Genomic DNA, 12,314 nt, shown 5'->3' with positions numbered 1-12,314 from the left:
TTTATATAAGTAAACGACAATATAAAAAAAGCCGGTCTTGCACTTTTTGCAAAACCGGCTCATGTTTATTTTTGGAACAGTTTTTTCGCTTCATCCATTGCTAATTTATTTCCCAGTGCTGAATAATCAAGCCAAGGCTGATCGGCAATTTTATAGACGTGGTTTGCTTTCACGGCCTTCAGCCCTTTCCATACAGCGCTTTTTTGCAATTCTTTATAGGCTTGCTGTGACTTGTCGTCTCTGTTAACGACGACGAAAATCGCATCTGCGTTGTAATCAGGCAGCACTTCTTGAGAAATGACTTCATAAGGGCGGGAGGTGTTCATTTCTTTAATGCCGTCAGCCGGTTTCAGCTTCAGATCGTCAAACAGAATCGGTCCCATCGGACGGCGTGTGCTGAAGACGCGAAGCTCTTTTGCGTTCACGCGGATCGCCATGACTTTGGCGTTTTTCCCCAATTCCTTATTCATCATGGATCTGACTTGTTTTGTTTCATCTTCGTAATCTTGAATAAATGTTTTCGCTTCTTTTTCACGGTTGACGATTTTTCCGATGTCTTTTAAATGATCGCGCCAAGTGCCGTTATCAAGGTCGAAAACGTGTGTGTTTCCGATTTTCTTGTATTTTGACACATCTTTTCCCGCAAATTCTTTATCAAGATAAATGTTGTCTGGATTCAGCTCAAGTAAAGCTTCCATATCCGGGTCTGAGGCAGGTCCGAGTTTTTTCGTGTCTTTCAGCTGATTTTTCACATGAGGGAGAAAATCTTTTAATTCTCCGCCCACGACGGAACCGGCCGGTGTAACGCCGAGAGCCAGCAGATCATTTGTCAGGTGAATGGACATCGAAGCGATTTTATGATCGCCGGATTTCTTTTTTGACTCCGGCTGTGTTGAATCGGATTGGCAGGCAGCCAATAAGAAAATACACATGAAACTGATGAGCGCAATTATTTTTTTCATGGGAATACTCCTTGTTTTATGATTTGATTTTCATGACGAGATAGAGAAAATACGGCGCGCCGATGGCTGCCGCAACCACGCCGGCCGGAATGGCGTTCGGCTGAAACAAAGACCGGCCGATGGTGTCTGCCGCGACAAGAATGACAAGTCCGATTAATCCCGCAATCGGAATAATATGCTGATGCATGGTGCCGACGAGCCGTCTTGCCAAGTGAGGGGCGGCAAAGCCGATAAAGCCGATTCCCCCGGCCATCGCGACGCTCGCGCAGGACAAGCCGACCGCTATGGCGATCAGCATGATCCTTTTTCTCTGCACGTGTGCGCCGAGCCCCGCGGCTGCCTGGTCACCGAGCATTAAAATATTCAAAGACCGGGCGTTCAGCCATGCAAGCGGTGCGAGAATGCCGATCCAGGGCAATAGCGACCACACGTGAATCCAATCCCTGCCCCAGACGTTTCCCACCAGCCAGCGGGAAGCGAATGTATAGGTTTCTTCATTCAGGCGCAGCGACATAAACAATGTAACGGCGCTGAAGCCCGCGGAAACGGCGATCCCGACTAACAGCATGCGGATCGTTAAAAAACCGTTCAGCCTGTCGTACGTAAGCACTACGATCAGCAGGGCGGCGAGTGTTCCGCCCGCAAACGTAAACAGCGGGATGAACATCGATGCCTGCGCCTCCAAGGAATGAAAGAATGTGATATACATCATCAAACCGAAGGAAGCGCCGGCATGCAGTCCGAGAATGCCCGGATCGGCAAGCGGATTTCGGGATACACCCTGCAAAATAGCGCCCGACACTCCTAAACCGATGCCGGCCAGCATCGTCACCAGAATCCGGGGAAGCCGGTAATCGAATAAAACGGTTGTGCTTTGAAACGTGCCGTATCCGAACAGCGTTTTTCCCACGGTGAGAGGAGAAAGCCGGAATGAGCCCGTATGCAGCCCGATCAGAATCATGCAAACGGCGATGACCAGCAGAATGAGTCCTGCCGCCGCCGCTTTTTTTGTTTCTTTCTGCACTTTCATTTATAAGTCTCTCCCTTCCTTGCGGGCAATATAAAGAAAGAAAGGGACACCGACAAGTGCGACCATAATGCCTATCGCCAATTCCCTCGGGGGACTGACCGTGCGTGAGGCCAGGTCAGCCAAAATCAATAGAATCGCGCCGAGTAACGCGGACATCGGAATAATCAGCCTGTACGTAACGCCGACGATCTTTCGCGCGATATGGGGAATAACCAGCCCAACAAAGCCGATCGCGCCGGCAGCGGAAACAGACACACCGGCAAGAACGACGGCGATCATTAATCCGGCGGCACGCGTCAGAGCCGTGTTCACCCCTAAATTCGCCGCCACGTCATTTCCCATTGAGAGAAGGGTGACGGACCGGCCCATGAATGTCGCGAGAATGATGAAGACCGCAATCACGGGAACAAGGACTTGTAAATGAGCCCACTTGATCCCTGACACCCCGCCGGCGTACCAGAAGGCCAAATCCTGGCTTAAATCGTAATAAATCGCCACACCGGTACTGAGTGAATGTAAAAGAGCGGCCACGACCGCTCCGGCAAGCGTCACCTTTAAAGGTGTCATGCTGCCTTTTCCCGCCGCACTGATAAAGAAAATCAAGCCGGTGCTTGCCAGTGCTCCCAAAAATGACATCACCATCAGCAGGGCGTATGACAAATGAGGGAAAAAAGCAAAGCTGAGTGCAACAACAAACATGGCGCCCGCGTTTACGCCTAAGACACCCGAATCGGCAAGCGGGTTTCTCGTGACACCCTGCATGAGGGCGCCGGCTGCGGCAAAAGCGGCTCCTGTAACGGCCGCCCCGAGCACCCTCGGAAGACGCAATTCATGAATGATCTGCTGGCCCGTTATGTTCGGATTGTAATCAGCAACAGCCGACCAAACCGTATGTAAAGTAATGTCTTTCGCGCCGAATGAGACGGCGAAAAAAATAGATACAAGCAGCCCGATCACCGCGATCAGGAAGAAAACCCCGTTTTTTAAGATGCTGATCAGACGGTTTGCGGACGTGACAGAATCGCTCAAAAATCAATTCACCTACTTTTATGATCATTGTCCGGTATTTATTGAATATGAGAATCATTTTCATTTGAACCATCATATTATACCGAGCTGATTTTCAAAACGCAATAGAGCGTTCAACAATGATGTCCTTTTTTCTCTCATGTTTATATTGTAAAAAAGAAGTGAAAAACGTGAAAGAGGAAATCGCTATATTCAGAAAGGAGGGAGGCAAATGGCGGGAGAACGAAAGCCTTTGCCGATTGAATTTTACCAGAGACCGTCAGTGGAGCTTGCCCCTTTATTGCTCGGCTGTCTCTTGGTGAAGGAGACGGACGAGGGAACGGCTTCAGGTTTTATCGTGGAAACGGAAGCTTATATGGGAGCGGATGACCGGGCGGCGCACAGCTTCGGCAACCGGCGCACGAAACGGACGGAAATTATGTTCCATGAGGCGGGCCGCATTTATACATACGTCATGCACACTCATACATTAATGAACGTCGTCGCCGCGGACATCGGCATTCCGCAGGCCGTGTTAATCAGGGCGGCGGAGCCTCATGAAGGACAGTTCCTGATGGAGAGCAGGAGACCGGGCAGACCCCCGAGAGAGTGGACAAACGGCCCGGGAAAACTGACGAAGGCGATGGGCATTTCAATGAACGACTACGGCGGCATGATCACGGAACCGCCGCTGTATATTACCGAGGGCTTTACGCCTGAACATATATCAACAGGCCCGAGAATCGGGATTGACAACAGCGGAGAAGCCCGGGATTATCCGTGGCGCTATTGGGTGACGGGGAACCGGTATGTCTCACGCTGACCATGTTTATAACCGCTGATAACAGGGGAAAGACAAGGTAAAAGAAAGGGGATTCAGACATTGAAAAAATTTTTCAAAACGATTATCAAATGGGCGCCCGTCATCTATCCGATCATCAGAAAAATCATAAAAGAACGGAAGGCATCTAAGCGGAACCGCATGTCCGCATCCCGAACAGCCGGCTGATCCGGCTGTTTTTTTACGGGCTTGGCATCGGATTGCCGCATTGACTTGAAATCCTTCCCATTATAGAATTTACATACATTTACCCCTTCCTCATTCTTTTTGCCCATTTTTCACGTCTGCATCTGATCTGATAGGAGGTTTTTCTCATGCTTCATGGGCGGCTTCGTGAACTTCTGCGCTTGCTTTTAGCTGCTGAAACACCGGTTACAAGCTCAGTCATCGCTGCAAATGTAAAGGTAACGACACGGACGGTCCGCAATGACATAAAGGAACTGCAAACCATTGTAGAAAAACACGGCGCATCCATTCAATCTGTCAGAGGGAGCGGCTATAAGCTGCTGATCCGGAATGAACAGCCGTTTAAAAACTGGCTTCAGGACAATTTCCAGCAGAACAGCACCGTGCCGATTTTTCCCGATGAACGGATAGATTACCTTATGAAAAGAATGCTTCTGACCGACGGCTATCTCAAGCTGGATGACTTGGCGGAAGAACTGTTCATCAGTAAATCCACACTTCAATCTGATTTAAAAGAAGTCAAAAAGCGGCTCCGCCCCTATGACATCATTTTGGAAACAAGGCCGAACTACGGCTTTAAGCTGCGCGGCGAAGAGCTCCGCCTCCGTTATTGTATGGCGGAATACTTAGTGGACGACCGCGAGCCTGAGCCTGATCTCCTGAGTGAAAAGGCTGGTATTCTGCCGAAAGACGACATTCATGTGATCCGCACAGCCATTATGAAGCAGGTTCGAAACCATAAGATCCCGCTTTCTTTCTTCGGCCTGAACAATCTCATCATCCATATCGCCATTGCCTGCAAACGAATCCGGACAGAAAACTATGTATCTCTCATTCCGGAAGATCTTCATGATATTAAGCTTGAAACAGAATATCAGTCAGCGGAAGCCATCGTAAAAGAGCTTGAATCTGCGCTTTCGGTCACCTTTCCCGAACAGGAAACCGCCTATATCGCCATTCACCTGCTCGGGACAAAGCGCATGACCCAGTCACAACTGGAAGGAAAAGAGCTTACAAGGCTGATAGACGGAGAAACCAGCCGTTTGACGGAGGCCATGATCGAAGCCATTGAGCGGGAGCTGAAGCTCGGAATCACGGACGACAATGAGCTGAAAGCGGGTCTTGCGCTCCACATCAAGCCGGCGATTAACCGGAACCGGTACGGAATGAACCTGAGAAATCCCATGCTCGCCGCCATAAAGGAAAATTATCCGCTCGCATTTGAAGCGGGAGTGATTGCGGGAATCGTGATCAAGGAGCAAACCGGCATTGATATTCATGAAAATGAGATCGGATATTTGGCGCTTCATTTCGGAGCCGCCATCGAAAGGAGAAAGACGGAACGGCCGCCTAAGCGCTGTCTGATTGTCTGTGCGTCCGGCGCCGGCAGCGCGCAGCTTTTAAGAGAAAAGCTCCGTTCCCGGTTCGCAAAGCGTCTTGAAATCGTCGGAACGGCTGATTACTGCAGCCTTGACCAGCTTTCCTTTGAGTCGATTGATTTTGTGGTCAGCACAGTGCCGATCAAAAAAGACCTGCCCGTTCCCGTATTAAAGGTTCAGACGCTGTTGGGCGGCGGGGATTTTACAAAAATCGACGCCATGCTGGAAGAAAAGCGGGAACAATTGAACTTTCTGAAACCGGAACTGGTATTTTTGCAGCAGGATCTGGAGACGAAGGAGGACGTCATCCGTTTTCTCGGACAGCAGGTTGCAGAAGCCGGCCTCGCTTCTGATTCTCTGACCGATTCTATTTTTGAAAGGGAAGCGATTTCTCCTACGAGTTTCGGCAATCTTACGGCGATTCCGCACCCGCTCGTTCCGCAGACAGACACGACGTTTTGGGCGGTATGCACGCTGAAGAAACCGATTGACTGGGCGGATAAGCGTGTCCAATTTGTCTGCCTGCTCTGCGTCGAGAAGGAAGGAAAAGCCGACCTCCAGCATATGTACAAATGGCTCGGCGGGATGTTAGATGATCCGGCCGCGGTAAGCCGTCTCTTAAAATGCACAACCTATCAGGAGGTTTTACGAGTATTCAGAGACAAACGATCAGAGAAAGACCGGGATACACCTTTTTTCCGTTAGCAGCGGAAAAAGCCTGAGTAGTTATGAAAGCGATTTCATAATATGATGGTACTAACATCGAGACATACAAAATATCAAACTTTCAGGAGGTCTTTTACATGAATATATTACTCGTTTGTGCAGCAGGGATGTCAACAAGCTTACTCGTCACCAAGATGGAAAAAAGCGCGCAGGAACAAGGAAAAGAATATAAAATCTGGGCGGTGTCAGGCGATTCAGTCAACCAGCATATTGATAAAGCGGACGTATTGCTGCTTGGGCCTCAAGTCCGTTATTTGCTTCCGCAGCTGAAAAAATTGGGTGAATCAAAAGGAGTGCCGGTTGAAGTCATCAATACCGTCCATTACGGCACGTGCAACGGAGCGGAGGTTCTGAAATCAGCGGAACAGCTCGGAAACGCATCGTAGAAAGGGGCGGGCCGTGTGAATAAGGTGAACCAGTTTTTAGAAGAGAAAGTCATGCCCATTGCCGGAAAAATTGCCTCCCAGCGGCATCTGCAAGCATTGCGTGACGGGATCATCCTCACCATGCCGCTTATCATCATCGGTTCGTTTTTTCTGATCATCGGCAACCTGCCGATTCCGGGATATGCGGATTTCATGGCAAAGACGTTCGGAAGCGCCTGGTCTCAAAAACTGCAATATCCGGTTGATGCGACCTTTGAAATCATGGGTCTTGTCGCCGCTTTCGGAATCGCCTACCGCCTGGCCGAAAAATACGGGGTGGACGCTTTATCGGCCGGTGCGATATCTTTGGCGGCGTTTCTCTTGGCAACGCCGTACAAAGTTCCGTTTCTGCCTTCCGGCGCCAAAGAGGAAATCATGGTGGGCGGCGGCATCCCGCTGTCTCTCATGGGAAGCAAAGGGCTGTTTGTCGCGATGATCATCGCCATGCTGTCGACGGAAATTTACCGCCTGATCATCCAGCGGAATTTCGTCTTCAAAATGCCGGACGGCGTGCCTCCGGCGGTCAGCAAATCATTTGTCGCTTTAATTCCCGGCTTTGCCGTCATCTTTCTGATCTGGGGCGCGCGTTTAATTGTCGAAGCGACGCCGTTTGAAAGCCTTCATAACATTGTAAGCGTTGTACTGGGGACGCCGCTCTCGATTCTTGGGGGAAGTCTCGGCGGAAGCCTGATAGCCGAAGCGGTTCAAATGCTCTTGTGGGCGTGCGGATTACACGGGGCAAACATAGTCGGCGGCGTCATGGCGCCGATCTGGTTCGGAGCGATGGATGCCAACCGGATTGCGTTTCAGGCGGGCGATGCGCTTCCGAATATTTTCACCCAGCAGTTTTTTGAAATCTGGATCAACATCGGCGGAAGCGGCGCGACACTGGCGCTCGTGGTCACCATGTTTCTCCGTTCGCGAAGCAAGCAGATGAAGCAGCTTGGGAAACTCGCCATCGGGCCGGCCGTCTTTAATATTAATGAGCCGATTATTTTCGGAATGCCGATCGTCATGAACCCGATGCTTCTCATTCCGTTCATTATCACACCGCTTGTCACACTGGTCTTTACCTATATCGGCATGAGCACTGGCCTCGTCGCTAAACCTGCCGGCATTGCCGTCCCATGGACGATGCCGCCGATTTTCTCCGGCTATCTTGCCACGGGCGGAAAAATATCAGGGGCTGTCATGCAGGCGATTAATATCATCACAGCCTTTATCGTGTACTATCCGTTCTTCAGAATGTGGGATTCGCAAAAGCTGAAAGAAGAAAACGAACTTGAACAATCGCAGGCGCCAGCCGTACAGGGAGACGAAAAAGCCGTGCTGTAGAGAAAGGGAGTGAAACACATGAATGAAAAAATGGAACAGACCATTTTTCAGATCATCCTGCATGGCGGCAACGGCAGAAGCGCATCAATGGAAGCCATTGCCGCCGCAAAGCGGGGGGACAGAGCCATGGCGGAAGAAAAGCTTCAGGAAGCCGCAAGGGAACTGACCGAAGCCCATCATTATCAGACAGAACTGATCCAAAATGAAGCCGGCGGAGAAAAAACAGACATGACGCTTTTGATGGTGCATGCGCAAGATCATTTAATGAATGCCATGACCGTGAAAGACTTGGCCGCTGAGTTAGTCGAGATTTACGAAAAAGTGAGTCTGCAAGGGGGAGCAAAAATATGACAAAAGGAATTAAAATTGTAACGATCGGCGGAGGTTCAAGCTATACACCGGAGCTTGTGGAAGGCATCATTAAGCGCTATGAGGAACTGCCTGTCAGAGAATTATGGCTCGTCGACATTCCTGAAGGCGAGAAAAAACTCAATATCGTCGGCACGCTTGCAAAACGCATGGTCGAAAAAGCGGGTGTTCCGATAGAGATTCACCTGACGCTTGACCGGAGAGAAGCTTTGAAGGATGCGGATTTCGTAACGACTCAATTCCGCGTCGGCCTTCTTGAGGCCCGCGCCAAAGATGAACGGATTCCGTTAAAATACGGCGTAATCGGCCAGGAGACAAACGGTCCGGGCGGTTTATTCAAAGGGCTGCGCACCATCCCGGTTATTCTGGAAATCGCGAAAGACATCGAAGAGCTTTGTCCGAATGCATGGCTCGTGAATTTCACAAACCCTGCCGGCATGGTTACCGAGGCCTTGCTCCGCTACTCGAATCTCACAAAAGTCGTCGGCCTCTGCAATGTGCCGATCGGCATTAAAATGGGCGTCGCAAAAGCATTGGATGTGGATGTCAGCCGGATCGAAGTGCAATTTGCCGGGCTGAATCACATGGTCTTCGGATTAGATGTTTTCTTAGACGGCGTCAGCGTGAAAGATCAAGTCATTGAAGCCATGGGAGACCCGGAAAACGCCATGACGATGAAAAATATTTCAGGCGCGGAATGGGAGCCTGAATTCCTGAAGGCGCTCGATCTGATTCCTTGCGGCTACCACCGCTATTATTTCAAAACGAAAGAAATGCTCGAGCATGAAATAGAAGCGTCACAGACGGAGGGCACACGCGCCGAGGTTGTACAGAAGGTTGAGAAAGAACTGTTCGAACTGTACAAAGATCCGAATCTCGCCATCAAACCGCCGCAGCTTGAAAAACGGGGCGGAGCGTACTACAGTGACGCGGCCTGCAACCTGATCAGCTCCATCTATAACGACAAACATGATATCCAGCCCGTCAATACGATAAACAATGGCGCGATCGCCAGCATTCCGAATGACTCAGCGGTCGAAGTGAACTGTGTCATGACGAAAGACGGTCCGAAACCGATCGCCGTCGGTGATCTGCCGGTGTCTGTCCGCGGACTCGTCCAGCAAATCAAATCATTTGAGCGCGTCGCCGCTGAAGCAGCCGTCACGGGAGATTATCAAACGGCGCTACTTGCGATGACGATCAACCCTCTCGTCCCGTCAGACTCCGTGGCAAAGGCCATTCTGGATGAAATGCTTGAGGCTCACAAAGAACATCTGCCTCATTTCTTTAAGTCGATTGAAGCATAAGAGCAGTAAAAAAACCCGGATTCGCTTCCGGGTTTTTTGCTTATTTTGATTCGCTTAGTGAGGCGACTTCTGTCGTCCAGCCGAACACGTCGGCTTCCGCGCCTTTTTGAATGCCTGTAATGGTATCGTACAATTTCTTCGAGATCTCTCCGGTTTCACCGCTGCCGATGACAAGACTTTCATCATTCCAGATCAGTTCGCCGACCGGAGAAATGACCGCCGCCGTACCGGTTCCGAATGTTTCTTCCAATCGGCCGTCACGATGCGCCTGAATGATTTCATCGATCGAAATCTTTCGCTCAGACACAGTCAGTCCCCAATGTTTGAGAAGGGTGATGACGGAATTTCTCGTAATTCCTTCAAGAATACTTCCGTTCAGCTCCGGCGTCACGATCTCGCCGCTGATTTTGAAGAAGATGTTCATGCTGCCGACTTCTTCGATGTATTTTTTCTCAATGCCGTCAAGCCATAAAACCTGGGAAAATCCCTTCTCTTCCGCAACCTGCTGCGCTTTCAGGCTTGATGCGTAGTTGCCGGCGGTTTTCGCGTTTCCGGTGCCGCCTTTGACGGCGCGCACGAATTCGTTTTCCACGGCGATTTTTACCGGTTTAATGCCTTCTTTGTAATAAGAGCCGACCGGGGAAAGAATGATAAACAGCTTGTACGTATGGGATGCCGCTACACCGAGGAAAGGCTCAGTCGCAATAATAAACGGACGGATATAAAGGGAAGTGCCTTCCGCTTTCGGAATCCAGTCTTTGTCGATGGCTACGAGCTGTTTCAGGCCTTCAAGAACAAGCTCTTCATCAATGAGCGGGATGCAAAGGCGGTCATTTGACTGGTTCAGGCGCTCCATATTTTTCTCCGGTCTGAACAGAAGCACTTCCTGATCCTTCGTTACATACGCTTTAAGCCCTTCAAAAACGGTTTGGCCGTAATGATAAACCATAGCCGCAGGATCCATTGAGATGGACTGATAAGGGATAATTCTCGGATCGTACCAGCCTTGATCAGCATCGTAATCCATAACAAACATATGGTCGGTGAAAATTCTGCCGAACGCAAGGTCATGGGGGTCCGGTTTCGGTTTTTTGGCTGAAGTCAATTCAACACGAATATCTTGTTTCATAATGTTCTGTCTCCCTATTGGTGTTATTGTCAAACTTATTTGAAAATAATTTATATTCTATTGTATACTTTCAACAAATATTCGCAATAGTTTTCCTCAAATTTGTGAAAAAATCAAATCACATAAAAAGCAGGGGAGAGAATGCCCCCTGCGTGTTCGTTTTTACGTATTCTGTCATCACCGTGCTCAGTGAACCGTCACCTTGCCGGTTTTGTAAAACTGCTCCATTGCTTTATCGACGTACACCCAGCCCTTCCAGGCGATATGGATGGTGTCTTTCATAAAGTACGGATCATATTCGTGCCCGGATAAGTCGGCAACCTGAAAGCCCTTCGCTTTAATTTGCTTAGTGACTTTTTTGTAGTAATCAGTCCGGCCTTTTTTCGGGAATTCGGTGTAGTCGTAAAACTTCCCATTTACGGGAATGACGACGAACATCGGCTTAGCCCCGGCATCCTTCAGAATAGTAAGCATATCTTCAAAATCTCTGAACTCCAGTGACTTTTTATAGGCGTATGTTCTGCCTTTGTTTGAACCTTTGGCTTTAGGCACTTTATTCTTGATCGTTTTATAAACAGAATCGTCTATAAAAAACGGATTAGAACGCGTGTGATCTTTACCATATTGAGCAGCCAGTTTTTCAAGCTGGGACCAGGACTTTCCCTTTAGGTTATTATTAACGAAACGTTTTGGTCCTTGCGGCTCTTCTATCGAATAATAAAGGTCCTTCTTTTCTAAGATATTATAATAAAGCTTCGCAGCCGGTGTTAATGCGTTTACTTTCCAAGTCTGACCTTTTACAGACGCTTTATACAGTTCAGACAGGACTGCATCATTCTGTACAACTTTGTAGTGCAGCATACGCTTCATCATTTGTTTTTTCAGTTTTGGCTCAATGTTGTGATTAAAAGCCAAGTCAAGAGCTTGCAATGATGAGAAATTAGGAGCAAAATGCTGCTCATTTGAACCATGTTTTGTAAACCATTGCGGTGATACAATAAATACCATCTTTCTGCCTTTAAGCTGATCAGCATGAGCGGCAAAATTTATGGCATGAATTAAAGATTGCGAACCGCCTTTTCCGACAAGATAAGGCGTAAAGCCTTGGTTGTTCACTTGGAAATAGTTGGACGGGTGAAACTCATCCAGTCTTGAAAGCTCGGAAGAACCGAAAATCGGCATATACTTCGAGTCTTCGAACATTTTATTTTGCAGATAGAGCCCCTGGAACATATTCGGATTTAAGGCTGCCGCCGACTCTTCGACACGTTTTTCAGGAATGAAGCGCGTAAGCCATGAAGCCGGAACTGCGATAGCTCCGACAAACAGGACGAACGCTAAAATAATTGGTCCAAAGAAACGCTTTTTCATTTACTTCAACTCAGTCAGTTTGTTTACAATGTTGTTTGGCGTATTCCACTCGTCACGGTCAAATTCAGTGATCGGCACTGTAATGCCGAAGCGGTTTTCGATGGCGACCAGCAGTTCTACAGTTCCGAAAGAATCAAGCAGTCCTTCTTCAAAGATTTCAATATCAGGATTTTCTTTCACAGCGTCCTCCTGACAAACTTCAGCTAATACGTCTAATACTTCCTGTTTAAATTCCATGTGTTTTCA

Annotated in this window: 13 protein-coding genes; 7 read left to right on the top strand and 6 right to left on the bottom strand. The window is 48.9% G+C overall.

The features are described 5' to 3' along the window. Nucleotides 1-65: 65 nt before the first annotated feature. Genes SB847_RS15010 through SB847_RS15000 form a run of 3 tightly spaced genes read right to left on the bottom strand, consistent with a single transcriptional unit; the run spans nucleotide 66 to nucleotide 2,991 of the window. Nucleotides 66-962: an ABC transporter substrate-binding protein gene (locus SB847_RS15010; RefSeq protein WP_410577985.1), complete on the bottom strand. Its 897-nt coding sequence runs from the start codon at nucleotides 960-962 to the stop codon at nucleotides 66-68. Between the two features lie 16 nt (nucleotides 963-978). Further along, nucleotides 979-1,992, bottom strand: a complete 1,014-nt coding sequence (locus tag SB847_RS15005) for a FecCD family ABC transporter permease (RefSeq protein WP_021494727.1) — start codon at nucleotides 1,990-1,992, stop codon at nucleotides 979-981. Beyond that, nucleotides 1,993-2,991, bottom strand: coding sequence for a FecCD family ABC transporter permease (locus tag SB847_RS15000; RefSeq protein ID WP_042635747.1), 999 nt, complete (start codon nucleotides 2,989-2,991; stop codon nucleotides 1,993-1,995). A gap of 241 nt (nucleotides 2,992-3,232) precedes the next feature. On the opposite strand from SB847_RS15000, the gene SB847_RS14995 reads away from it, so the two are divergent. The 7 genes from SB847_RS14995 (at nucleotide 3,233) to licH (ending at nucleotide 9,568) form a co-directional block, all read left to right on the top strand. Further along, a complete protein-coding gene (locus SB847_RS14995) occupies nucleotides 3,233-3,823 on the top strand; it encodes a DNA-3-methyladenine glycosylase (protein ID WP_032875710.1) in 591 nt (196 codons plus the stop codon). Nucleotides 3,824-3,874: 51 nt separating this feature from the next. After that, entirely contained in the window at nucleotides 3,875-4,009 is a 135-nt protein-coding gene (locus SB847_RS14990; protein ID WP_369719122.1) for a hypothetical protein, read from the top strand. A 146-nt stretch (nucleotides 4,010-4,155) separates the two neighbouring features. After that, the gene (gene licR / locus SB847_RS14985) at nucleotides 4,156-6,111 is read left to right on the top strand and encodes a transcriptional regulator LicR (RefSeq protein ID WP_325084553.1); all 1,956 of its coding nucleotides are present in this window, start codon (nucleotides 4,156-4,158) and stop codon (nucleotides 6,109-6,111) included. A 98-nt stretch (nucleotides 6,112-6,209) separates the two neighbouring features. Beyond that, complete coding sequence (gene licB, locus SB847_RS14980; protein WP_003150863.1) at nucleotides 6,210-6,518, top strand: PTS lichenan transporter subunit IIB; 309 nt, start codon at nucleotides 6,210-6,212, stop codon at nucleotides 6,516-6,518. A 15-nt stretch (nucleotides 6,519-6,533) separates the two neighbouring features. Next, on the top strand, nucleotides 6,534-7,892 hold the full coding sequence (gene celB / locus SB847_RS14975) for a PTS cellobiose transporter subunit IIC (protein WP_032875716.1): 1,359 nt from the start codon (nucleotides 6,534-6,536) through the stop codon (nucleotides 7,890-7,892). Nucleotides 7,893-7,910: 18 nt separating this feature from the next. Next, nucleotides 7,911-8,243, top strand: coding sequence for a PTS lichenan transporter subunit IIA (licA, locus tag SB847_RS14970; protein ID WP_003150867.1), 333 nt, complete (start codon nucleotides 7,911-7,913; stop codon nucleotides 8,241-8,243). Then, on the top strand, nucleotides 8,240-9,568 hold the full coding sequence (licH, locus tag SB847_RS14965) for a 6-phospho-beta-glucosidase LicH (protein WP_003150870.1): 1,329 nt from the start codon (nucleotides 8,240-8,242) through the stop codon (nucleotides 9,566-9,568). Before licA ends, licH begins: the two co-directional genes overlap by 4 nt. A gap of 40 nt (nucleotides 9,569-9,608) precedes the next feature. Here the strand turns inward: licH and SB847_RS14960 are convergent, their stop codons facing one another. From SB847_RS14960 to dltC, 3 genes are all read right to left on the bottom strand, one after another. Next, nucleotides 9,609-10,700, bottom strand: a complete 1,092-nt coding sequence (locus tag SB847_RS14960) for a branched-chain amino acid aminotransferase (RefSeq protein ID WP_025650062.1) — start codon at nucleotides 10,698-10,700, stop codon at nucleotides 9,609-9,611. Between the two features lie 183 nt (nucleotides 10,701-10,883). Next, the gene (dltD, locus tag SB847_RS14955; protein WP_122504262.1) at nucleotides 10,884-12,068 is read right to left on the bottom strand and encodes a D-alanyl-lipoteichoic acid biosynthesis protein DltD; all 1,185 of its coding nucleotides are present in this window, start codon (nucleotides 12,066-12,068) and stop codon (nucleotides 10,884-10,886) included. Beyond that, a complete protein-coding gene (dltC, locus tag SB847_RS14950) occupies nucleotides 12,069-12,305 on the bottom strand; it encodes a D-alanine--poly(phosphoribitol) ligase subunit 2 (protein ID WP_003150875.1) in 237 nt (78 codons plus the stop codon). Between the last annotated feature and the right edge of the window lie 9 nt (nucleotides 12,306-12,314).

The organism is Bacillus sp. SIMBA_026, assembly GCF_046535335.1.
Classification (GTDB): Bacteria; Bacillota; Bacilli; order Bacillales; family Bacillaceae; genus Bacillus; species Bacillus velezensis.
This window is presented reverse-complemented; position numbering and strand designations above follow the sequence as displayed.